The organism is Bradyrhizobium sp. JR3.5, assembly GCF_054057015.1.
Genome location: NZ_JBSRYV010000002.1, coordinates 4,282,431 through 4,303,116 on the forward strand (window position 1 = coordinate 4,282,431; position 20,686 = coordinate 4,303,116).

The following is a 20,686-nucleotide window of genomic DNA, read 5'->3' on the forward strand; positions in this document are numbered from 1 at the left end:
CGAAGATCGAGGGTCGCATGCAAAAGGACTATGCCGACGTCTGCAAGCACATTTCCAGCAATCTGGGCCAACTGCGCAAGGGCATTCCGGAGACCATGCGCGCGTTCTCGGCGATGGCGCAGGCGGCAACCAGAAATGGCGCGCTTGATGCCCGGACCAAGGAATTGATTGCGCTTGCATTGGGCGTTGCCGCTCACTGCGACGGCTGCATCGGCTTCCACGCCGAGACCTTGGTCAAGCTTGGGGTCGGCCGCAAGGAGGTCGAGGAGGCGCTCGCGATGGCGGTCTACATGGGCGGTGGACCGTCCTTGATGTATGCCGCTGACGCGCTCGGGGCTTACGACCAGTTTCAGGAGCGCGCGGTGGTTGCCGAGCCGGCGATGGATTGATCCGATCGACGCCGCGCGCCGCGAGGCGGTTGGCGAACGACCGGAAGGGACCGGAGCTGTCGTGCTTCGACAGCTGGGAGATTTTGTATGATGTGCTCTGGATATGCCAAGCAACGGCCGTCGCAGCAAAACGGGACCGAAGCGCAGCCGCCACGTCAGGCGGCGAAGAATGCCGTTGATGTCGCGCAGAACAAGCCGCGTGCCGGAAAGTCTCAGGACGACGCTTCATACTGGACGTCCCGCGCCGAACGGACGAAGCGCCAGGCTGCACGACATCAGGACCATGCGACTCGCGATCACTTCATGAAGATTGCGGCCGGATATGAGGCGCTGGCGCGTTCGGCTCGCAGTGTCGGGCGGGATCCAGATTAGGCAGGCGAGCGACGAATAGCTCAGAGGTCGAGGCAAGCTTGACCTGGTTCAACGTTGGCAGCGCCGCCGTGCCCAACGATAGACGATCATTTCACTTTGGTGGAGCAGGCACATGTATTTGGCCAATGTCATGGTTTACGTTGACCCTCAGCAGCAGGACGAGGGACAGGTTCGTGTCGCCGAAGGTATTGCGGACAAGTTTTCATGCATCGATGATCGGCGTTTCAGCGTCCGCCATCGATCCGCCCTTTGTCGCCGAAGGCGTGATCATCGAGCAGACCACCGAGGATGATATCAAGCGGATGCGGGCCGATCTCGCGGCGAAGGGCGAGTGGTTCAGGAAGATCGCCGGGCGGGAGCGCCATAAGGTGGAATGGCGATGGGCGCTGGAATCCCCGACTGCGTTCCTGGCGGAGCAGGCCAGGGTGGCAGATCTGGTTGTCTTCAAGCGCCGGAAAGCCCAGTCCGACAATTTCCATTACCTCGACTCGGCCGAGGCCATCCTGCGGATGGGACGTCCCACGCTGTCGGTGCCGGAGGGCGTGACTGGCTTGTCGGCCGACCGCATTGTCGTCGGCTGGAAGGACACCCGCGAGGCTCGTCTGGCGGTCCGCGACGCATTGCCCTTTCTGACCCGGGCTTCGAAGGTGACTGTCGCCGAAATCTGCACGTCTGACGAGCAGGACGCAGCGACCCGCCGCCCTTGCGAGATGTCGCGAGCTATCTCGAACGGCACAGCGTCAATTGCCAGTCCGACGTTCGCGTCCACACGGCCGAGCCGGACGCAGAGTACCTAGTCAGGCTGGCAAGGAACGAAGGCGCCGACCTCATCGTCACCGGAGGCTATGGGCATAGCCGGCTCGGTGAATGGATGTTCGGCGGCATGACGCGCGGCTTGCTGCAGCACGCTCCAATCTGCCTGCTGATGTCGCATTAGATCGGCTGTGTCCACCCGGTCCGGCGCTGGTTGGTGGTCTGCACCGCGTGAATTGATCACGATCAAGGGCCGTGAGCCGGAATGCGTTCAAAATGAAGCTGCATCAAAGGAGGCACATTGCCATGACACGCAACGTTGGACTCATTGATCAGTACGCCCGGATCATCATCGGCCTGGCTGTGATCGCATATACGCTCAAGGACGGCTCGCTTGGAGCAGGATGGCTGGTCGCCGGGACGCTCGGATTCGTTCTGATCGCGACAGCATTCTTCTCGTACTGTCCGCTCTACACGTTGCTGGGAATCAACACTCGGCAGAAGTCCAGCTCGGTCTAGAGATAGCGTATGAATAAAGACCTGACCCTTGCCGAGTTGCGATCGCGACTCGATCGTCTCGGCGCTGGCGCTGTTCTGAGAATCTCCGATCATGATTATGAGCGGTTGTTTGGGATCAACGAGGTCGCTGCCGCCAAGGCCGCACAATTTGCCAGGAAGCACCATTGCGTGAGCATTCCGGGAGACGGCTCGGTGTACTTCCGAAAATCGAACTCCGACGCGTATCGTTCGGTCGAGTTGGTGCAGGATGCGCCCCCAACGTCACGCTGAATCCGAAATCCGTTCAACGAACCTTCAGTCGAGAGTGATGATGGTTAGAAGCAGCCGGAAGATCTCCCAGCCGGCGGCAACCAGCAATGTGCCAACGATCATCAGACGGCCATACCATGAGACGGTCGGACCGTTCCGAAGATGCCGGCGTCGCTTCGGCTGATCGAGTGTTGGCGTCGGCGCCGAGGTTGCGACGGCGTGAGCATCGCTATCGCTCGCGTCGTCAAGTCTCTGCTCGTTCCGTTGCCGTGATCGATCCATTTGTGGTCAAAGCCATGTATCGTGCCAGTACAATGATCGCATTCGGGGGAAGAAAGGCCTTGATGCGGATCAACTCAGGTCACGCGGTCCCGCTAATGTGTGGCGTCTGCGGGTCATCCATTCACTGCGGCATCGCTAGCAGGATGCTGTGGCCGTAGCGCATCGCGATTTCGCTCACGTGCAGCGACTGGGAGAGCAAGATGCTTTCCGGCCTCGGCCATGGCGAGGTAGCTGATCGTTATCAAAGTTATCGCACCCAGCAGCATAGGCGGCAGGCCGGCGAAACCGAACAAGGAACCGGCCGGTCCCAGCGCCAGGAAAATGCCTGAAGCAAGCGCGCCCAGCGAGCCCAGCGCCAGGATGCGATGCGGTCGGCTGGCGCGCCATGGCGGCCGCCGCGGTGCGGATCAGGAAAATCACGAGGATCTGGGTAGCAATGGATTCCAGGAACCAGCCGGTTTGGAATGCGGCCGCATCGGTGTGGAAGACCTTCAGGAGAATGGTGAAAGTCGCAACGTCGAACAGCGATGAAATCGAGCCCATGACGAACGTGAACCGCAGGATATCTGCCATATTCCATGATTGGGGTCTCTCGGCATCCTCCTCGTCGATTTCATCGAATGGAATGCCGATCTCGGAGAGATCGTAGAGCAGGTTGTTCAGGAGGATCTGCAGCGGCAACAGCGGCAGGAACGGCAGGGCAATGGATGCCAGCGCCATCGATAGCATGTTGCCGAAATTCGAGCTGGTTCCCATGCGCACATACTTGGAGATGTTTGCGAACGTTCGCCGTCCCTCGATCACGCCCGCACCCAGCACCGAGAGGTCAGGGGCCAGCAGGATCATGTCCGCGGCGGCGCGTGCCACTTCGGTCGCGCCGGCGACGGAAATTCCGACATGGGGGCGGCGTGAATCGCCGGAGCGTCGTTGACGCCGTCGCCCATGAAGCCGACGACGTGACCGCGTTGACGCAAGGCCCGGATAATCCGTCTCTTCTGCTCGGGATCGATCCTGGCAAACAAGTCCACATCCTCGACCTGCGCGGCGAGCGCCTGGTCGCTCAAATCGGCGATCTCGCCGCCGGTCAGGATGCGGCCGGAGGGGAGACCGACAGCATCCGCGACATGCGCGACCACCGCAGCGTGGTCTCCCGAGAGCACCTTGATGCTGACGCCGCGTGCCCTCAGATCCCGGACGGAGTCGGCCGCATCGCGCTTGGGAGGGTCCGCGAAAGCGCAGAAGCCGACCACCGTCAGGACAGCTTCGTCCTCGGTCGTGACATTGACCCGGTCCGGCGCCATGTTTCGGATAGCGACGCCGAGCAGCCGAAAGCCCTGCCGGGCATGGTCATCCTCCAGACGAACGAGCTGAGCACGGTGGCTATCATCCAGCGGTCGGGCCAAGCCATCGACCTCGACCGCGACCGCGCGGGCCATGATCGCTTCCGGCGCGCCCTTGACGATCAGAAATCGGTCGTTGTCTCGCGCCGCAAGGACCGAGAGGCAGCGCCGCTCGTAGTCAAAGGGAATCTCGGCGAGCCGGGTCCAGGCGCTGCATCCCGGCGGGCTGTCTGCGGCAAGTAACGCCTCATCGAGCGGGCTGTGGATGCCGGTTTGGAAAGCGCTGTTCAATCGGGCCAGCTCGAGCACCCGATCGCTGGGGCGTCCCGCAGGATCGAGATGTGCCGCGAGCGTGATCTTGGCTTCCGTCAGCGTACCGGTCTTGTCGACGCATAGCGTGTCCATCGCACCGAGATCGTGGATTGCGGACAGCCTCTTGACGATCACCTGGCGCTTCGCCATCCGCTGCGCTCCGCGTGCCAATGTCACCGTCATCACCATCGGCAAGAGCTCCGGTGTCAGGCCTACGGCCAGCGCGACGGCAAACAGGAATGACTCCATGGCAGGCCGATGTGCCATGAGATGGGCGAGCAGCACGAACAGCGTCAAAAAGAGCGTCAGCTTGAGAATGAGCAGGCCAAGCTTCTGGACGCCTTGCTCGAGGGCGCTTGGGGGATCGTTCGCCAACAGCTCGGCGCTGATCATGCCGAAGCGTGTACGACGCCCGGTCTGGACGACAAGCATGACCCCGCTGCCGCCGACGACGCTGGTGCCGGCGAACAGGGCATTGCTCGCTTCTGCGGGCAGACTGGTGGCGCATGGCTCGGTCGTCTTGGCGGCCGGAAACGGTTCCCCGGTCATGAGGGCCTCGTTCAGCTGGAAATCGCGGGCCGTTAGCGCGACCCCGTCGGCCGGCACGAGGTCGCCGATCCGCAGCTCCACGACGTCTCCAGGCACGAGCTCGCTCACCGGCAGCGCGACGATTGCGCCATCGCGAATGACATCTGCCTGAATCGCGACCGAGCGTCGCAAGGCATCGGCGGCGACTTCCGCGCGATGTTCCTGCAGGATGTCCAGCGTCAGCGACAGGCCTACCACAAGCGTAATGATCACGAAGCTCGCGAGGTCGCCGCTGAACCCCGACACCGCCGCCGCCGCGATCAGGATGGCGATCAGCGGGTTGACCAGACGATGTACGACCTTCTGCAGGATCGATCGCGTTTGCGATGGCTCTGCGAGGTTCGGGCCGAACCGGGCGAGCCGCTTCTCGGCCTCCCGTTGGCGCAAACCGCACCGTTGAGTGTCGAGACTACGCAAGAGCGAACTGGTTGGCTGGCGCCAGAACGCTTCAATGGCTGGGCCATACGCAGACGGCTTGGGCGGCATGAGAGTCTCGTGATGTTGGAAAGGACTGGCGGCAAATCGTAGTGTGGCCGTACGGATTCGAGGTTGACGTGGCTCAAGCCGTTCGTGGTAGGATGAAAATCCTGTCGGCGATCGATTGATTTGGCGTTGGAATTGTGATTCCGGGGCGGAGCGAAGACCCGGACAGTGCCCACGGGTTGGCATGAGTTCGCACAGTCGGCACGGCCCTGCTGCGCCCGATCGGAGGAGGGGACCGTCACGGGGTGACTTGTTGTTGTTGGCCTGTCTGAACTTGTTTGGAAGGGCGATCTCAGCAGGACGGAATTGCTAACCTTGGCCGACAGCGAATTTGATAGGGGACACCGTAGTTCCACGGTGTACACAGTAACGTATGTTGTCATGCCCGCGTCAGTTTGACAAAATGGCTCCCCGGCTCTTATGCGGGGAATGAGCCATGGCTGATTTCATTTTCAGGGCCAACATCGCACACTACAAAGAACTGCTGGCCACTGAGACTGACGCGCGGAAGATCGAAATGCTTCATAAGCTGCTGGCTGAGGAAGAAGCCAAGCTAGCCGAGTGGCGCAAGCAAAACCCAAGCCCAAAGGCCGCAGAATAAGTTTCGTGTCACGATGATGGGCACGGCACCGGCTGAACGGCCGGGCCGCTCGTGCCTGCATCGCGTCTCAAGACGCGACAGAAGATCGCAATCCGGATTGATGCAGATCAAGTCCGACGCCTCAGCATTCCGCTTTGCTTGGGCCGCGCAGATCCCCCAACTGCGCACAGCAGCCCACTGAAGCTGCCGGCTGCCGCAAGCTGGCAGTTTCTTTGGGCGGGCGCTTTTCGATCGGAGACCTGTAGATCCTGATGAGAACCTACTACTTCGACACGAAGGATGGTGTTCCGGTCCGTGATCGGATCGGACTTGAATTCGCGAACGTCGCCGCCGCGATCACGCACAGCAAGCAGATGGCGAGCAGGATTCGAAGCGAGAACCCCTCTGGCGACGTCGATCGTCACGTGGTGGTCATCGACGAGTCGGGCGAGGAAATTCACCGGGAGGCGATCTATCCTGCCTGAAAACCGAGCTGGCGCCTAAACTGGGACGCCCAAGGGCCATTGGCACCATCGTCGGGCCTCTCGCAAGCCTACAAGGGCTGATCGTCTTCGGTCGAAGGCTCTTCCTCCAACGAGACAAAGTCGCCACCGCCATAGTCCTCCTCCGGCGGCGGGTAGGTGATCTTCACCAATTGGTCGTCAACCCGCTTCACGCCCGCAACGTTCTCCACCGCAACGGTCGTGGCCTTGCGCGCATTGTCGTTCCGGATGTTGCCGCGTAAGCTGACAACCCCGTCGCGAACACTCACGTTCAGCGCAGCGGGTCGCCAGGGCGCATGCGCCAGTGCCGCAATGACGGATGCGCAAATCTGGTCATCGTTGCCGGAAGAGGAGGATAGGTCGAGGCGAAGGTTTGCGATGGCGGTCATGAAATCCGTACGTGTGACCATCCCGACCAGCTTTTTATCGCGCATGACCGGAAATCGCGTGACGCCGTGCGATTCCATGAGTTGAACGACCTGCTCGAGCGGGGTGTCCTCCTCGATAGTGATCGGGTTGGGCGACATGATCTGATTGACCTTACGGCCGTATTGACGGGTGAAGTCGAGTGCGACCTGGCTCGTGCCTGCGAGCATCGCAAGCCAGCGGCCGCGGCGCTTCTCCGTTCCAACTTCCACGCGGCGGATGAAATCGCCGTCCGACAGGATTCCGACAAGCGCTCCATCCCGATCGACGACAGGAAGGCCACTGATGTGATGGGATAGCATTGTCTTGATGGCATCGATCACCGATGCATCGGCATCGATTGTGATGACGTTCCGTGACATGATCTCCCGTACGCGCACGCGTAGATCCTCCGACATGAGCTGATACGACTCAACTAGCTCCTGGAAGGAACAACGTGTGTTGATCCTTATCAACCGGACGGTCGTGTAATTGCGCTGATATGCTCAACCGAGTTGGGCAAGCCGCCGACAGTTGGTAACGGTCCATGCTTTCTGATTGTTCGACCGGCCGCCTGAACGGCCGGAATGTTCACCGGAACCCCGCACTCCTGACGGTTCGTCCGGGGAAAGACGACATCGTGTCCTTGGACCGCGATCTCCGGCTCGACGTGTGTCGAGGTCTTGCTCTCTGGTGCATCTTTCTCGATCACATTCCCAATAATGTCTTCAGCTGGTTGACCCTGCGCCACTATGGCTTCAGCGATGCGACCGAAGTCTTCATGTTCGTGTCCGGCGTGACCTGTGCGCTGAGCTACAGCGATGTCCGCCGTCGTGATGGGTGGGCTTCAGTCTTCGCGCATACGCTGCTGCGAAGCTGGGAGATCTATGCGGCCTTCCTCATCCTGACCGTAGCGCTTGCCGTGGTCGTGTATGGGTCGGGTAGCGACCAACTAGCGGACCAAGCCAACGTGAGGATCCTGCTGCAAAAGCCGGGTGCAGCGCTGGCCCATGCCGCCATCCTGATGTATCGCCCCGTGAATACGGATGTGCTGCCGACCTTCGTGCTGTTTCACCTATCGTTTGCACCTGTCCTCTGGGGAATATTGAAGTTTCCGAATGCGTCCCTGCTGATCTCCGCCTTCATCTATGCGCTGGTCCAATCTTACGACTGGAACTTGCCGGAGTGGCCGGTCAATCAGTGGTACTTCAACCCGCTTGCCTGGCAGTTCCTCGTCGTTCTTGGGGCGTGGTGGGCGATTCGGGGCTACCGGATGTTCGGGCGGGAAATCGTGTCGTGGCCCGTGGTTGTAACTGCGATAGCGTACCTCGGCCTTAGCCTCGTGATCACATTGAGCTGGGAGATCGAGCCACTGGCGGCCGCGATCCCGAGCTACATTGCGCGGGTGATCTATCCGATCGACAAGACGGATCTAGACCCGCTGCGGCTCCTGCATTTCCTGGCAATCGCGGTCGTCGTGGCGAAGTTCGTGCCGCCGAATTGGCAGAGATTTGCCAGGGGCGGCCTGAAGGGCGCAATTCGTTGCGGCGAGCGTTCGCTCGAAACCTATTGTGCGGCCGTCGTGCTATCCCTGCTGGCGGGTTGGTATCTCACCGAAGTGTCCAACGGCATCGCGTCGCAGTTCGTGGTGAGCGCTGCAGGGATCGCGGTGCTCGTTCTGCTTGCGACATGCATGACCTCGATCAGCAAACGGAGCAGACAACATCCAAAGCTGCTCTAAAAGGGGTGCACCCCCGCCATGGTCGCAACCTAGACCGCTCGGCTATGCCGGGCCGTGGCGCGACCAAGGTGAGCGTCGAACGCCGAGGCGACGCTTCGGGCCAGGAATTCCGCGTCATCGTTGATCGAGAGGCGATCACCCATCATCGTCACGGCACCGTCCGCGATCAGCCTGTCGAGCCGGGAACGATCGACGACGGCCGAACTAGGATCCCAGCGGTGTCGGCGGCACATTCCCGGCAGGTCCACGGCCATGTCGCACATGATGCGCTCGATGATGTCGGCACGGAAACGGTCCTCTGCGGTCAGCATGTAGCCCTTGACGGTGGCAAGCCGGTCCTCGGCGATGCGCGCAAGGTAGTCGCGTGTCGCGACCGCATTCTGCACGAAGCCCTGCGGCATGCGGCCGATTGCGCTGGCGCCCAGACCAATCAGGGTCTCGGCAGAATCGTCCGTATAGCCTTGGAAGTTACGCCGCAGCCGGCCCTTGCGCTTTGCCATGGCCAGATTGTCGCCAGGGAGCGCGAAATGGTCGAGGCCGATGCGGATGTATCCGGCATCGGTTAGCGCCTGCGCGATTGCTTCGGACTGACGATGCCGCTCGAGACCATCCGGCAGCGACGCTTCGTCGATCATGCGCTGGTGCTTCTTGAAGGAGGGAATATGGGCATATCCGAACACGGAAAATCGGTCGGGCCGCAGCGCGACGCATTTGCCGACAGTATCCAGGCAGGACGCGACAGTCTGGGAGGGCAGGCCGTAGAGCAGGTCGAAGTTGATGCGACCGACGCCAGCACGGTGCAGCCGCTCGACCGCTTCCGCGGTCTGCTCAAGGCTCTGCGAACGATTGATGGCGTGCTGAACGACAGGATCGAAGCTCTGGACGCCAAGGCTCGCGCGGTTGACGCCGCTGTAGCCCAATGCCTCCGCCATCGGCTCGGTCAGGGTGCGGGGATCGATCTCGACGGCGATCTCGGCATCGGGCTGCACGAAGAACGAGTAACGTAGCGCGCTGACGAGATCGGCGAAGGTTTCGGGCGTCATGATCGTCGGGGTGCCGCCTCCGAAATGGATGTGGGAGACGGGCAATCGCTGACCGACCGCTTCCGCAACGAGGTGCGTTTCGGTGCGAAGGCCGGCGGCGTAAATGGCGACCGGTTCGTCGCGCTTGGAGATCGAGGTGTGGCACCCGCAGTACCAGCACATCGACCGGCAAAACGGCACATGCAGGTAGATCGACGCCGGCCGGCGAGTTGGAACCGACCTGAGCCATGTCCGGTAGTCAGCCTCGCCAACCTCCGCAGAAAAATGCGGAGCCGTAGGATAGCTGGTGTACCGCGGCAGCCTGTCCTGCCCATAGGTGATCGCCAGGTTCGGCCGCATTCGATTCCTTGCCTCTCACTCGCCGCCGGCTCTCGGAGCCTGGCGCGCCCTTCTCACGCCGCCATAATCCGGTTCGACATCGCACGGTTGCGCAGTTCCACCCGGCGCGAGGTCGGAAGCGAGATCACGCCGTTCTGCTCAAGCTGGGTAAAGGTGCGTGACACCGTTTCGATCGTCAGACCGAGATAGTCCGCGATATCCTGGCGCGACATCGGAAGCTCGATGGCGGCATTCTTGAAGGCGCGGCGCGCCATGTCATGAAGGAAGCCGACGACACGATCTTCGGCGCTGCAGATCAGGAGCATCAGATGCTCCTGGAAACGGCGCAGCTCCTGGGCCGTCGCATCCCACAGCTGCCGTGCCAGATCCTTTTCGTGGCCGGCACGGACCATGAGCGCGGCGCGCTTGACTACGATGACCCGGGCCTCGGAGACGGCCTCAGCCGAGGAGATATGCGTCTCGCCGGCCTCGAAGCCGAAGATATCGCCGGGGAGATAAAAAGCGCCGATCTGGCGACGCCCGTCTTCCAGAATCCTGTAAGTTCGGACGGCGCCGGAGACGACCTGGTAGAGGTATTCCGAGGCCTCATCCTCGCCGTAAATCTCGCTGTTGCGTGCGAATCGCATCGGCGTCCCAATAATGCCGAAGGGCCCTTCAACGCGCGCCTGTCGGTTGAGGATGCTGGTCGGGTGACGGCTGTTCTCGAGAGAAATGGCGTTCTGGGTCTGCATGGCGACGCTCCATGGATGAGAAGATCGATGGAGCCAGGTTGATCGCATCTGACGGATTGGGAAATTTGGATATTTCCCCTAAGTAGAAGCCACTTACGTATTTGTACGTAGGTTAAGGGGACACGGAGGAATAGACGGTGGCCGCACGCCGAGACGTCAGTGTCTCGGCGCGCGGGGCGAAAAGCGAGGCTAGGTCCCGTTCTTGTCGGGATAGGCAGCGCGTGTGGTGGCTCGATTCCCGTCCTTTTCCTCACGCCAGCGCGTCGTGCTGCGATCGGTCAGGACGAGCGCGAGCGCAAAGATCGAGAAGATGAGACAGACGGCTGTGACGACAAGCAGCGTACTCATTGCCATGTTGAGCTCCTCGATCGGATCAGCCGGCCGCCTTGATGTCTTCCGGCGATTCCACATAGTACCCGGAATAACCGTCGACGAAGCAGAGGTGATCATGGACCTCCTGGACGCCCGAGGTGTTCTCGGCGAGCACGATCGCGGCCTGGCGCGCGCGGTCATCGAAGATCAGGCCGTGCAGATGCACGACGCCGTTGCGCACCCAGACCTGGAAGCCGGCCGGACGCCAGCCGGTGGCGTTGATTTCGCGCAGGATCCGTTCGCGGATATGGCTGTCGTCGGCGGTCGGGTCGGGAACCTCGCGCGCCAGCGATGCGACGGCCTGCAGGATGTCTGCCCGGGTGACGATCCCGACCATGGTCTTGCCGTTCACGACCGGCACCCGCTTCACGCCATGCTTGTGCATCAGGTGCACGATCTCGTCGAGCGGCGTCTGCTCCTCGACGGTGATCGGGTTCGCCGTCATGACATCCTCGACCTTGCGACCGCGCTCGTGCACGAAATCGGTCGCGGCACGACCCACGCCGGTGAACAGTTCCAGCCATGCTGAGCGCTTGTGGCCCGTGCCGATCTCGCCGCGCTGCAGGAAATCTCCCTCGGACACCATGCCCCTGAGCGTGCCGTCTTCGTCCATCACCGGCAGACCGCTGAGGTGACATCGCAGCATGATGTTGGCCGCATCCAGGATCTTCGTGTGCGGACTGACGGCGATGATATGCTTGGTCATGATCTGATGCGCACGCATGTCGGACCTCCGTGTTGAGAAAAATAGAATAAAGCTCCGTGCACTCCGCACATTGACCTGGCTCAACGGTCTGCTTGCCCGCGCTCCAGCGATTTCAAGAACAGAATGAAGTCGCCCACCTGGTCCGCCTCGAAGCTGAACTGGGGCATGGTCGGATGGCCGGTGACGATTCCTTCCGCGAGCGATTCCTGCAGCATCTCGACCGGATAGCGTTCGTGCAATGTCCGGAACGGAGGTGCTTATCCTCAGTGGGCTCGGGCTCACCTTGTCGATTGCATGGCAGCGGGCGCAGTAGAGCTGCGCAAGGCGACGGCCTTGCGCCTGGTCCGCAGCAGCTGGAGTCAGTGCGGCGCAGATCGCGCCGATGATGACGAATCCGCGGGCCACATGCCTTGGAAATGTTCCGGCAGGATACTTCACAATTCGACCCTCGCTTAGTGAGACATCAGGACCGGAACAGTCATCGCGCGCAGCATGTCGCGTGTGACGCCGCCGAGCAGAATTTCCTGCAGACGGGAGTGGCCGTATCCACCCATCACCAGAAGATCCAGGCTCTCATCCGCCGCGATCGACAGCAGGATCGACTGAACCTCCGACTTGGACGCCGGCAATGATGTGATCTTGGCCGGAAGACCGGCCTTGGCAAGATATCGCACCAGATGGTCGGCGGAGCTCTCCGCAGGGATAGGGTCAGGGCCATCGATGGTGATGATGGCAAGGGCGTCGGCAGCGCGCAGCAGCGGCATCGCATCATGCAGCGCGCGGGCGGCAAGCCGGCTGCCGTCCCAGCAGATCCCGATCCGCTTCGCTGAAAATGCGCCGTGGAACGTGTAGGGCATGAACAGGACGGGACCGCCGGCCTGGAACAAAAGCTCACGTGGGATCACATTGTCATAGCTGTTGTAGTCGCCCAGCGGCTGGGCGACCACGGTGAGGTCGTGCAGACGCGCGTTCGCGCAGATGATCTCGCGCGCATCGATCGGAAGCGCACCCACCGCGCGGGTCGCGAAGGATATCCCTGCATTCCGTGCCTCGACGTCGAAGACGCGCAGCGCCGCCTCGGCGCGTTCGAGGGCCTGATCGTGTTCGGCCTCGAACAGCGAGGCGACCGCCACCCCCCCTTCAGCGACCAACGGTACGCTGGCAGTCTCGTAGCCGATCGCCATTGCGTCGAGATGCGCGCCGATGCCGAGCGCGAGCGAAACCGATCCGTCGACCGCGGGACGTGGCGACAGCTCCGTCGGAATGTGGACCAGGATGTTCTTGAACATGGGCCGTTCTCCAAAGGGGGATGGAAGAGCAAGTGCCATCAAAGCACCGGTCGAGGCGGGCCGATTTGATCTGCCTCATGCGCGTTCGTGGATTCTGATTGAGCGAGATCAATTCATCGAGCGTGTACTTCGCGCAAATGTTGTGCCCAGCTTGGAGGAGCCGGCATGGCGCGCGTCGCATTGGTTACAGGTGGAAGCAGGGGAATTGGCGCGGCGATTTCACGGGCCCTCGCTGCTGGCGGGTGCCGGGTTGCGGCCTGCTACGCTGGAAATGCGGACGCTGCGCGCCGATTTGGCGAGCAGACCGGAATTCGCACCTTCCGGTGGGATGTTGCCGATTTCGATGCCTGTGCAACTGGTGTCCGCGAGGTCGAAGCCGCGCTCGGTCCGATCGACATCCTGGTCAACAATGCCGGCATCGTGCGCGACGCCACGCTGCACCGCATGACGAAGCCGCAATGGGACGCGGTGCTCCGAACTGATCTGGATTCGCTGTTCAACATGTGCAGGCCGCTGATCGAGGGCATGCGGGCGCGCAAGTTCGGGCGGATCATCAACATCTCGTCGATCAATGGGCAGAAGGGCCAGATCGGTCAGACGAACTATGCCGCGGCGAAGGCCGCCGAGCTCGGCTTCACCCGCGCGCTCGCGCTCGAAAGCGCGCGATTTGGGATCACGGTCAATGCGATCTGCCCGGGTTACATCAATACCGAGATGCTGGCCGCGGTGCCGACTGATGTCATGCAGAACTCCATTCTGCCGCAGATCCCGGTTGGGCGGCTGGGGCAGCCGGAAGAAATTGCCCGTGCCGTCGCATTTCTTGCCGCCGACGAAGCGGGTTTCATCACCGGGTCGACGCTGTCGATCAATGGCGGCCAGCACATGTGCTGAATGGGAGAATGACCATGCTCGCAACTGACGTGATGCGCAGTTCATTCGCGACGATCAAGCCGACCGCCACGGTGCTCAACGCCGTCCAACTGCTGCTTGAGACTGATCAGCGCGGCCTGCCGGTGATCGACGATGCTGGAGCTCTCATCGGCATGGTTTCGGAGGGCGATTTCCTTCACCGTGACGAGCTTGGCATCAGCCCACCGTCCGGAAACTGGCTGGAGTCGCTGCTCGGCATTGCCGAGAACACGCCCGAACGCGAACGTATGCGCACCTTGCGGGTCGGTTCGCTCATGAGTTCTTCTCCAATCACCGTCGATGTCGAGGCATCGATCGAGGACGTCGTCGCGCAGATGGATATCTACGATGTTGCCCAGGTTCCCGTGGTATGCGCCGGCGCTGTCGTCGGCATTGTCAGTCGCAGGGAACTGCTTGCAGCATTGGCGCGCCGATTGAGAGAAGCAGAGAAAGCAAGCACCGGAGTCACTTCATGAGCGAGATTGCCTTGCAAACACATGCGCATGCCGTCGTTTGGATCGATCACCTTGTCGCGAAAATTTTCGGCATTGGGTTGACAGGAGTCAGCGCCACGGCCGTTCATGCTCATTTGCCCTCGCAGCATCTGCATCACAAGGCGAATACGATCGGCGATGGCCGCGTCCAGGCCGACGCGACATTCCTCGCCCGGGTAGGGGAGGCCGTGGGCGGTTGCAGCGATCTGCTCGTCATCGGACCAGGAACCGAGAAGACCGAGCTGATGCAGTATCTCAGAACGGCAAGGCCCGGCCTCAATTTGCATGTTGAGCCGAGCGATCATCCGACGGACGGCGAGATCGTGGCATTGGGCCGGAAACGGTTCCGTTTCGACTAGGCAGGGACGTCTGGCGTCGGAGCAGGCGCCGAACGCGAAGACAGGTAAGAGCCGAGCTCATCCCGCTCGAGCAAGGAGGTGAGCGATGACAGTCCAAGCAGTTCTCGACCAAACCACATCCCCCGCCAACGACGATGTGGCGGCCGCAAGAATGCCAGCCTCCGTGGCCCCTGAGAGTGAAGGATCGACGGCGGCCGAATCGATCGACCAACTGGCTCACGCGGCAATGGCGCGATGGACTGGGGGCATCTCGCCGGCGAGCCTTGCGCTCGCGTTTGCCGATTGGCAGCTCCACCTCGCAGCGTCGCCCGGAAAACGGCTTGAGCTTGCACTGAAAGCTCTTGGTGACGGCTCGCGCTTCGCGCGAATGGTGTCGACGCCGCATGCGGCTTGGCAACCCTGGTTCATGGTCAGGCCGCAGCCAGGCGACAATAGGTTCTCCGGCCAGGATTGGTCGCTGCCGGCGTTCAATATCATGGCCCAGGCCTTCCTGCTGGGCGAACAGTGGTGGCATGCGGCGGCCAGCGACCTGCGTGGCGTCTCGAAGGCAAATGCGGCAATTGTGGATTTCACCGTCCGCCAATGTCTCGATTTCGTGGCGCCGTCTAACTTCGCGTTCAGCAACCCCGAGGTGCTGCGGCGAGCGATGGATTCAGGTGGCGGCAACTTCGTGTCGGGCTGGCATAACTGGCTGGAAGATTGCAAGGACCTGTTGAGCGCCAGTCCGTCCGGACCCGCCCCATTTGTGGTCGGCAAGGACGTTGCCGCGACCAAGGGCAAGGTTGTCTACCGGAATGAGCTGATCGAGCTCATCCAATACGCACCCGAGACGGCCGACGTTTGCCCCGAACCGGTACTTATCGTGCCGGCGTGGATCATGAAGTATTACATCCTCGATCTCTCGCCGCAGAATTCGCTCGTGCGCTTCCTGGTTCGACGCGGCTTTACGGTGTTCATGATCTCATGGCGCAACCCCGGGCCAGCCGATCGCGAACTTGGTCTCGATCACTATCGCAAGCTTGGGATCGACGCCGCGATCGACGTGATCAATCAGCTTGTTCCCGAACGTCCAATCCATGCGGCTGGCTACTGCCTTGGCGGGACGCTACTCGCCATTGCGGCTGCTCGGCTGCAGAAGGAGCGGCCCGGCTGCCTGCGCTCGGTGACGCTCTTGGCAGCCCAGGTCGATTTCACCGATGCTGGCGAGCTGACGCTCTTCATCAATGAAAGCCAGGTTGCGTTCCTGGAGGATATGATGCGGCAGCGCGGCGTGCTCGAGACGGCGCAGATGGCCGGTGCGTTCCAGTTGCTGCGGTCGAACGATATGATCTGGTCGCGCCTGGTACGCGATTATCTCATGGGCGAGCGCGCCGCACCGAGTGACCTGATGTCATGGAACGCGGACGCGACTCGCATGCCCTATCGGATGCATTCGGATTATCTGCGCAAGCTGTTTCTCAACAACGACCTTGCCGAGGGCCGCTATTTGGCGGACGGGCAGCCGGTGGCACTTTCCGATCTTCGCGCCCCCATGTTCGTGGTCGGCACCGTTCGTGATCACGTCGCGCCCTGGCGGTCGGTTCACAAGATTCATCTGTTGGCCGATGCCGATATCGCCTTCGTGCTGGCGAGCGGCGGTCACAACGCCGGCATCGTTGCTCCGCCGTCGGAGGAGGGGCACAGCTATCAGTTGTTGGAGAAGAAGGCGGATCAACCTTATGTCGGCCCCGACGAGTGGCTGCGGAAGGCGGTGAATCGCGACGGATCCTGGTGGCTGGAGTGGGTTCGCTTCCTCACGGCGCATTCCGGTGCGTGGGTGCCGGCGCAATCGGCGCTTTGCGCTCCCGGGGGTAGATTGCCGCTCGACGATGCGCCCGGACAGTACGTCCTGCAGCATTGATCCGGCAGGCTGTCGCCTTGGACGGGCTTGATCTGCCGCAAAGTCCAGCGGTGCCAAGTCTTTATGGTAGCAGCGTCGCCCGCAGGGTTGAGGGTCTGGCTCAACGTTCCGGGAGCGAAATTCGCGGGCCATGAGCCGCGCCCGTCTGCAGGAGAGAGCCGTGAGTCTCATTATTCGAATTCTCTTCATACTCGCGGGGTTCGTCGCAGCGCTGTTTGTCGCGCGCGATACCCTCAACTTCGACATCATGCAGATGTTCGTCGTCGTTCTACTCGTAACCGGATTTCTGATGGTCGGTGCTCTCTGGAGTGTGTGGCGGCGCCAGGCGTAACCGTCCACCATCCGCTTCGAGCCCAGCCGCCGATCGCCAGCTTGCGGATGATCTTTCATGCGAATGCATCGCGCGCCGGCCCTGCAAGGTCGGCCCTCGATGCACAGCAGACGTCAAAGCAAGTTAAGTTAAGCGAGTGCACTCATTCTAGCGTCCGACGGTAGCGTCCCGACCGGTGAAGGCTATCAGCAGCAACGACAGCGCAGACGCCGCTGCCACAAAGGCTGCGGTCCAGGCTGCCGCCGATACGACAAAGGCCGCCTCAAATCGCCAAGCCAGAAGCGGCTCGGTCGAGGCAAGCGGCATCGCGTCGGGGAAGAACCAGTTGTAGAATAGAACAAGCGCTGCCGTAGCGATGGCGCTTCCGGCAAAAAGAAGACCCAATGCGCGGTTCATAGCATCCTCCTGTTCTGGTGAAAGGATGCTGACAGACTTCGCCGGCTCGACCAATTCCGGATATTCCCTTAGGGGGCGTTCCGCACGTCGGAAGGCCACGGTTCGTTTTGAAAACAGGACATGCTGCGGTGGAGTGTCGTGGCGGCCGAACCGGAGGCGTCCACGATTTCCCAATCGATGTCGCCGGTATCAATCTTTGCTTGGGCGTTGACAACGTCGACCGTCGCATCGGAGGCGTCGTGCCGTCGCGATGCGACACGTTGCAGCCGCGCGGCGTCATCGGCAGTCAGAAATATCCCGCTGAGTTCGACCCTGGCGCTGCGGGCAACGACTTTTGCGGCGTCGCGTTCGGCTTGCTGCAGGAATGCGGCGTCGAGGATAACCGAGATTCCTTGCGCCAAGGCGTGCCCGGCACGATCCAGCATGGCCTGGTAGACGCGGTCGGATGCCTCGGGAGTGTAGGTCTCGGGCGGCAATGTGGCGTGCTCGGCGACGTGATTGAGCTGCTTGCGAATGACATCGGATCGCAGAACCAGGGCGCCCGGGGGCGGCGCGATCAGATACGCCATGTCGCGCGCCAGCACGCTCTTGCCGGTACCGGACTTCCCGCCAATTGCAAGCAGGCGGGACGGAGCCGGTTCAATGAGCCGGCGTGCAAGCTGGAAATACCGTTTTGCGTGGGCGGTGATCGTTTGGTCGCTTTGGTATTGTCGCTGCTTGGTGAAGAGCACGTTGGCGCGTATTCCAGCGCGCATCGACAGAAACAGCGGTACCAAGGACAGCGCGTTCGATTGTGCATCCCAGGTGGCTTGCACGTAGCTGTTGAACAATCTGTTGGCCGTCGGCTCCTGCCCAAAGTACAGCAGGTCCATCACGGGGAATGCGAGGTCATAGAGGACGTCGGTCGTCGCGATATTGGGGTCAAACTCGATCGCATCGAACAGAACGGGCTGGCCGTCGAGCAGGACGATGTTGCCGAGATGTGCGTCGCCGTGACAATGCCGGACCTGCCCAGCGGCGGCGCGGCGGCGCAGCAGTTCGAGGTTGCGCGCGAGGGCCTGATGACTCAGTTCGTGCAATCGATCGATTTCCTCTCGGGAGAGAACCGGCTCGGCGCAAAACTGCTCCATATTGCGCTTGATGATGACAGGGAGCGAGGCAAGCCATGGGGATCCTTCGCGTCCGGTTGCGGTCCGATGGGATTCGAGCAGGATGGCGGCCAGTCTCTCGCCAAGCTCCGGCCGGATTGCATCTTGCTCGGCAAGATGATCGAGCGTCTTGTTTTCGTCGAAGCGAGCCATTTCGACGGCCCATTCGACAACCGGTCCGGTCCCCCCGACCGCAAGCCCATCGCGCCCACGCGTGATCGGAACCACCCTGTGATAGATGGCGGGGGCGTTGCGCTTGTTGATGGCGATCTCATCCTCGCAGGCGCGCCGCCGCTTCTCCAGTGTCGAGAAGTCGAGATAAGGCAGCTTGACAGCTCGCTTGATCTTCAGAACACGCGAAGGTTCGAGAAAGACGATCGAACAATGGGTGTCGATCCGCTTTACCGGCACGGTCGGCTGGCCAGACCCGGCCAGGAACGACAATACAGCGGCTTGGCCAGTCTCGCCTGTGGCCGCGTCGGGTATTGATGTCGGCGTCGTCATGGTTTCAAAACGGCTGCGCCGACGAGCTTGCCGTCCCGCAAGCGCGCCAGTGCTTCATTCGCCTGGTCCAACGGAAAGACGGTGACGTGTGTCCGGATTCCAGCCTTTGCCGCCGTCTTGAGAAAGTCGACGCCATCTTGTCGCGTCAGGTTGGCAACGGAAACGATCTGCCGTTCACCCCAAAGGATGTCGTAGGGAAAGCTCGGAATATCCGACATGTGAATGCCGGCACAGACCACGCGTCCGCCTTTGCGCAGCGTGCGCAGCGCGAGCGGGACAAGCGGCCCGGTCGGGGCGTAGATGATTGCGGCATCAAGCTCGGCCGGCGGCCGATCTCCCGAAGCGCCGGCCCAGCATGCGCCGAGCGATAAAGCCAAGTGCTGGGCCTCGGTGTCGCCCGCACGGGTGAAAGCGTACACATCCCGCCCTTGCCAACGCGCCACTTGCGCGACGATATGTCCCGCCGCGCCAAAGCCGTAGATGCCGAGTTTGCGGCCATCGCCAGCCATCACCAGGGAGCGCCAGCCGATCAGGCCGGCGCAGAGCAGCGGTGCAAGCTCCGCGTCCTCGCCGTCTTCACCGAGCGGAAAGCAGTAGCGCGCGTCTGCCACCAGCTGGGTGGCAAAGCCGCCGTCCCGCGTATAGCCGGTGAACAGGGGGGCGTCGCAAAGGTTTTCCTTGCCTTCCCGACAGTAGGGACAATGCCCGCAGGTCGATCCGAGCCAAGGGACGCCGACGCGTGTGCCAAGATGCGCATGGTCAACGCCGTCACCGATCGCATCGATACGGCCAACCACCTCATGGCCGGGAACGATCGGATAGGCGATGTCGGGCAGTTCTCCGTCGACGACATGCAGGTCGGTGCGGCAAACGCCACAGGCGCCGACCTTGACGCGGACCTCGCCCGGTCCCGGAAGCGGGTCGGGCCGCTCCGTATATTGCAGCCGCGCGCCTCGCGCGGGCAGGATCATGGCGTGCATGACGGGACTCGCTTGGGTCTGTGCCCCTCCTTTGATCACATGACATTGGCCCGGTTTTGATCCCGGTCAACAGCCGAGTGGCTGCTCCTGACTAATGTTGGCACGCGAGCGACACTCAAAAGGAGGTACTGATGGTCAACGACATGATCCCCGTTCGAACCGAGCGCGCCGTGGCGCGGCGGGAGAGCAACCCCTTCACATTTCTGCAGCAGGAAATCGATAGGCTGTTCGATGGACTCGGCCGCAATTTTCCGGCATTCGCCGCGCCGCCGGCAATGATGCCGCGCATGGACGTCAGCGAGACCGACAAGACCGTCGAGATCTCCGCCGAACTGCCCGGCCTCGAGACCAAGGACGTTCAGCTCAACCTCGCCGACAACACCCTCACGATCCGGGGCGAGAAGAAGAGCGAGCGCGAGGAGAAGGACAAGGACTATCACCTGATCGAGCGCAGCTTCGGCGCGTTCTCGCGGTCCGTTGCATTGCCCGAGGGCGTCAAGGCGGAGGACGTCAGCGCCGAAATCGCCAAGGGCGTGCTCAAGGTCACCGTCAAGAAGCCGGCTCTCAAGCAGAGCAGGCAGATCGACATCAAGACGGCGGCGTAGCCGCCCTGCCGGGCGCGTCGCTCGTCAGGTAGCGATGCGCCCACGAAATAACCATCCATCCAAG

At 61.8% G+C, this 20,686-nt stretch carries 25 protein-coding genes and 1 pseudogene; 14 read left to right on the forward strand and 12 right to left on the reverse strand.

All coding sequences use genetic code 11. The features are described 5' to 3' along the window. Nucleotides 1–17: 17 nt before the first annotated feature. The 5 genes from ACVWW1_RS37415 (at nt 18) to ACVWW1_RS37435 (ending at nt 2,303) form a co-directional block, all read left to right on the forward strand. The gene (locus ACVWW1_RS37415) at nt 18–389 is read left to right on the forward strand and encodes a carboxymuconolactone decarboxylase family protein (RefSeq protein ID WP_456659327.1); all 372 of its coding nucleotides are present in this window, start codon (nt 18–20) and stop codon (nt 387–389) included. 545 nt (nt 390–934) lie between these two features. After that, nucleotides 935–1,558 (forward strand): hypothetical protein, encoded by a 624-nt coding sequence (locus ACVWW1_RS37420; protein WP_456659328.1) that lies wholly within the window; start codon nt 935–937, stop codon nt 1,556–1,558. Continuing rightward, nucleotides 1,465–1,698, forward strand: a complete 234-nt coding sequence (locus ACVWW1_RS37425) for a universal stress protein (RefSeq protein WP_456659329.1) — start codon at nt 1,465–1,467, stop codon at nt 1,696–1,698. Before ACVWW1_RS37420 ends, ACVWW1_RS37425 begins: the two co-directional genes overlap by 94 nt. Before the next feature lie 122 nt (nt 1,699–1,820). Beyond that, nucleotides 1,821–2,033: a YgaP family membrane protein gene (locus ACVWW1_RS37430; protein ID WP_207835296.1), complete on the forward strand. Its 213-nt coding sequence runs from the start codon at nt 1,821–1,823 to the stop codon at nt 2,031–2,033. Between the two features lie 9 nt (nt 2,034–2,042). Beyond that, the gene (locus ACVWW1_RS37435; RefSeq protein ID WP_456659330.1) at nt 2,043–2,303 is read left to right on the forward strand and encodes a hypothetical protein; all 261 of its coding nucleotides are present in this window, start codon (nt 2,043–2,045) and stop codon (nt 2,301–2,303) included. Between the two features lie 435 nt (nt 2,304–2,738). On the opposite strand, the gene ACVWW1_RS37440 is transcribed toward ACVWW1_RS37435, so the two are convergent. Both ACVWW1_RS37440 and ACVWW1_RS37445 read right to left on the reverse strand, forming a co-directional pair. After that, nucleotides 2,739–3,410, reverse strand: a complete 672-nt coding sequence (locus tag ACVWW1_RS37440; protein WP_456659331.1) for a cation transporting ATPase C-terminal domain-containing protein — start codon at nt 3,408–3,410, stop codon at nt 2,739–2,741. After that, nucleotides 3,407–5,290, reverse strand: coding sequence for a cation-translocating P-type ATPase (locus ACVWW1_RS37445; protein WP_456659332.1), 1,884 nt, complete (start codon nt 5,288–5,290; stop codon nt 3,407–3,409). The genes ACVWW1_RS37440 and ACVWW1_RS37445 overlap by 4 nt, the downstream gene beginning before the upstream one ends. Before the next feature lie 433 nt (nt 5,291–5,723). On the opposite strand from ACVWW1_RS37445, the gene ACVWW1_RS37450 reads away from it, so the two are divergent. Together ACVWW1_RS37450 and ACVWW1_RS37455 are read left to right on the forward strand one after the other, a co-directional pair. Continuing rightward, nucleotides 5,724–5,888 (forward strand): hypothetical protein, encoded by a 165-nt coding sequence (locus ACVWW1_RS37450; RefSeq protein ID WP_456659333.1) that lies wholly within the window; start codon nt 5,724–5,726, stop codon nt 5,886–5,888. A gap of 251 nt (nt 5,889–6,139) precedes the next feature. Then, complete coding sequence (locus ACVWW1_RS37455; protein WP_456659334.1) at nt 6,140–6,352, forward strand: DUF6894 family protein; 213 nt, start codon at nt 6,140–6,142, stop codon at nt 6,350–6,352. Nucleotides 6,353–6,420: 68 nt separating this feature from the next. Here the strand turns inward: ACVWW1_RS37455 and ACVWW1_RS37460 are convergent, their stop codons facing one another. Then, on the reverse strand, nt 6,421–7,158 hold the full coding sequence (locus ACVWW1_RS37460) for a CBS domain-containing protein (protein ID WP_207835301.1): 738 nt from the start codon (nt 7,156–7,158) through the stop codon (nt 6,421–6,423). 257 nt (nt 7,159–7,415) lie between these two features. Here ACVWW1_RS37460 and ACVWW1_RS37465 point away from each other — a divergent pair, with 257 nt between their 5' ends. Continuing rightward, nucleotides 7,416–8,516, forward strand: coding sequence for an OpgC domain-containing protein (locus ACVWW1_RS37465; protein WP_456659335.1), 1,101 nt, complete (start codon nt 7,416–7,418; stop codon nt 8,514–8,516). A gap of 29 nt (nt 8,517–8,545) precedes the next feature. Here the strand turns inward: ACVWW1_RS37465 and hemN are convergent, their stop codons facing one another. The 6 genes and pseudogenes from hemN to ACVWW1_RS37495 all read right to left on the reverse strand — a co-directional run bounded on the left by hemN (nt 8,546) and on the right by ACVWW1_RS37495 (nt 12,996). Then, a complete protein-coding gene (gene hemN, locus ACVWW1_RS37470; protein WP_456659336.1) occupies nt 8,546–9,898 on the reverse strand; it encodes an oxygen-independent coproporphyrinogen III oxidase in 1,353 nt (450 codons plus the stop codon). Nucleotides 9,899–9,951: 53 nt separating this feature from the next. Then, entirely contained in the window at nt 9,952–10,629 is a 678-nt protein-coding gene (locus ACVWW1_RS37475; RefSeq protein ID WP_456659337.1) for a helix-turn-helix domain-containing protein, read from the reverse strand. A 189-nt stretch (nt 10,630–10,818) separates the two neighbouring features. Beyond that, nucleotides 10,819–10,983, reverse strand: a complete 165-nt coding sequence (locus ACVWW1_RS37480) for a hypothetical protein (protein WP_456659338.1) — start codon at nt 10,981–10,983, stop codon at nt 10,819–10,821. A 19-nt stretch (nt 10,984–11,002) separates the two neighbouring features. After that, nucleotides 11,003–11,725: a CBS domain-containing protein gene (locus tag ACVWW1_RS37485; RefSeq protein ID WP_176533373.1), complete on the reverse strand. Its 723-nt coding sequence runs from the start codon at nt 11,723–11,725 to the stop codon at nt 11,003–11,005. Between the two features lie 62 nt (nt 11,726–11,787). Then, a pseudogene (locus ACVWW1_RS37490) lies at nt 11,788–12,112 on the reverse strand (c-type cytochrome). Between the two features lie 47 nt (nt 12,113–12,159). Then, nucleotides 12,160–12,996 (reverse strand): universal stress protein, encoded by an 837-nt coding sequence (locus tag ACVWW1_RS37495; protein WP_456659339.1) that lies wholly within the window; start codon nt 12,994–12,996, stop codon nt 12,160–12,162. A gap of 165 nt (nt 12,997–13,161) precedes the next feature. Here ACVWW1_RS37495 and phbB point away from each other — a divergent pair, with 165 nt between their 5' ends. The 5 genes from phbB to ACVWW1_RS37520 all read left to right on the forward strand — a co-directional run bounded on the left by phbB (nt 13,162) and on the right by ACVWW1_RS37520 (nt 16,989). Next, entirely contained in the window at nt 13,162–13,887 is a 726-nt protein-coding gene (gene phbB, locus ACVWW1_RS37500; RefSeq protein WP_456659340.1) for an acetoacetyl-CoA reductase, read from the forward strand. A gap of 14 nt (nt 13,888–13,901) precedes the next feature. Continuing rightward, entirely contained in the window at nt 13,902–14,381 is a 480-nt protein-coding gene (locus ACVWW1_RS37505; protein ID WP_224924264.1) for a CBS domain-containing protein, read from the forward strand. Further along, nucleotides 14,378–14,758 carry a hypothetical protein gene (locus ACVWW1_RS37510; protein ID WP_456659341.1) on the forward strand — a complete coding sequence of 127 codons (381 nt, stop codon included), beginning with the start codon at nt 14,378–14,380 and terminating at the stop codon, nt 14,756–14,758. Before ACVWW1_RS37505 ends, ACVWW1_RS37510 begins: the two co-directional genes overlap by 4 nt. Nucleotides 14,759–14,909: 151 nt before the next feature. Further along, on the forward strand, nt 14,910–16,658 hold the full coding sequence (locus ACVWW1_RS37515; RefSeq protein WP_456660771.1) for a PHA/PHB synthase family protein: 1,749 nt from the start codon (nt 14,910–14,912) through the stop codon (nt 16,656–16,658). Between the two features lie 160 nt (nt 16,659–16,818). Further along, on the forward strand, nt 16,819–16,989 hold the full coding sequence (locus ACVWW1_RS37520; RefSeq protein WP_456659342.1) for a hypothetical protein: 171 nt from the start codon (nt 16,819–16,821) through the stop codon (nt 16,987–16,989). Between the two features lie 147 nt (nt 16,990–17,136). Here the strand turns inward: ACVWW1_RS37520 and ACVWW1_RS37525 are convergent, their stop codons facing one another. The 3 genes from ACVWW1_RS37525 to ACVWW1_RS37535 are packed head-to-tail and all read right to left on the reverse strand — an operon-like array spanning nt 17,137 to nt 20,017. Further along, nucleotides 17,137–17,439: a hypothetical protein gene (locus ACVWW1_RS37525; protein ID WP_456659343.1), complete on the reverse strand. Its 303-nt coding sequence runs from the start codon at nt 17,437–17,439 to the stop codon at nt 17,137–17,139. Between the two features lie 14 nt (nt 17,440–17,453). Continuing rightward, entirely contained in the window at nt 17,454–19,037 is a 1,584-nt protein-coding gene (locus ACVWW1_RS37530; RefSeq protein WP_456659344.1) for a bifunctional aminoglycoside phosphotransferase/ATP-binding protein, read from the reverse strand. Next, entirely contained in the window at nt 19,034–20,017 is a 984-nt protein-coding gene (locus ACVWW1_RS37535) for a zinc-dependent alcohol dehydrogenase family protein (protein WP_456659345.1), read from the reverse strand. Before ACVWW1_RS37535 ends, ACVWW1_RS37530 begins: the two co-directional genes overlap by 4 nt. A 131-nt stretch (nt 20,018–20,148) precedes the next feature. On the opposite strand from ACVWW1_RS37535, the gene ACVWW1_RS37540 reads away from it, so the two are divergent. Continuing rightward, a complete protein-coding gene (locus tag ACVWW1_RS37540) occupies nt 20,149–20,622 on the forward strand; it encodes an Hsp20/alpha crystallin family protein (RefSeq protein ID WP_456659346.1) in 474 nt (157 codons plus the stop codon). The last annotated feature ends 64 nt before the right edge of the window (nt 20,623–20,686 follow it).

Bases quoted from the DNA above. Each gene is read 5' to 3' on its own strand.
- ACVWW1_RS37415 (WP_456659327.1), top strand. From the start codon at position 18: ATGCAAAAGGACTATGCCGACGTCTGCAAGCACATTTCCAGCAATCTG.
- ACVWW1_RS37430 (WP_207835296.1), top strand. From the start codon at position 1,821: ATGACACGCAACGTTGGACTCATTGATCAGTACGCCCGGATCATCATC.
- ACVWW1_RS37435 (WP_456659330.1), top strand. From the start codon at position 2,043: ATGAATAAAGACCTGACCCTTGCCGAGTTGCGATCGCGACTCGATCGT.
- ACVWW1_RS37440 (WP_456659331.1), bottom strand. From the start codon at position 3,410: ATGATCCTGCTGGCCCCTGACCTCTCGGTGCTGGGTGCGGGCGTGATC.
- ACVWW1_RS37445 (WP_456659332.1), bottom strand. From the start codon at position 5,290: ATGCCGCCCAAGCCGTCTGCGTATGGCCCAGCCATTGAAGCGTTCTGG.
- ACVWW1_RS37450 (WP_456659333.1), top strand. From the start codon at position 5,724: ATGGCTGATTTCATTTTCAGGGCCAACATCGCACACTACAAAGAACTG.
- ACVWW1_RS37455 (WP_456659334.1), top strand. From the start codon at position 6,140: ATGAGAACCTACTACTTCGACACGAAGGATGGTGTTCCGGTCCGTGAT.
- ACVWW1_RS37460 (WP_207835301.1), bottom strand. From the start codon at position 7,158: ATGTCACGGAACGTCATCACAATCGATGCCGATGCATCGGTGATCGAT.
- hemN (WP_456659336.1), bottom strand. From the start codon at position 9,898: ATGCGGCCGAACCTGGCGATCACCTATGGGCAGGACAGGCTGCCGCGG.
- ACVWW1_RS37475 (WP_456659337.1), bottom strand. From the start codon at position 10,629: ATGCAGACCCAGAACGCCATTTCTCTCGAGAACAGCCGTCACCCGACC.
- ACVWW1_RS37480 (WP_456659338.1), bottom strand. From the start codon at position 10,983: ATGGCAATGAGTACGCTGCTTGTCGTCACAGCCGTCTGTCTCATCTTC.
- ACVWW1_RS37485 (WP_176533373.1), bottom strand. From the start codon at position 11,725: ATGCGTGCGCATCAGATCATGACCAAGCATATCATCGCCGTCAGTCCG.
- ACVWW1_RS37495 (WP_456659339.1), bottom strand. From the start codon at position 12,996: ATGTTCAAGAACATCCTGGTCCACATTCCGACGGAGCTGTCGCCACGT.
- phbB (WP_456659340.1), top strand. From the start codon at position 13,162: ATGGCGCGCGTCGCATTGGTTACAGGTGGAAGCAGGGGAATTGGCGCG.
- ACVWW1_RS37505 (WP_224924264.1), top strand. From the start codon at position 13,902: ATGCTCGCAACTGACGTGATGCGCAGTTCATTCGCGACGATCAAGCCG.
- ACVWW1_RS37510 (WP_456659341.1), top strand. From the start codon at position 14,378: ATGAGCGAGATTGCCTTGCAAACACATGCGCATGCCGTCGTTTGGATC.
- ACVWW1_RS37515 (WP_456660771.1), top strand. From the start codon at position 14,910: ATGCCAGCCTCCGTGGCCCCTGAGAGTGAAGGATCGACGGCGGCCGAA.
- ACVWW1_RS37530 (WP_456659344.1), bottom strand. From the start codon at position 19,037: ATGACGACGCCGACATCAATACCCGACGCGGCCACAGGCGAGACTGGC.
- ACVWW1_RS37535 (WP_456659345.1), bottom strand. From the start codon at position 20,017: ATGCACGCCATGATCCTGCCCGCGCGAGGCGCGCGGCTGCAATATACG.
- ACVWW1_RS37540 (WP_456659346.1), top strand. From the start codon at position 20,149: ATGGTCAACGACATGATCCCCGTTCGAACCGAGCGCGCCGTGGCGCGG.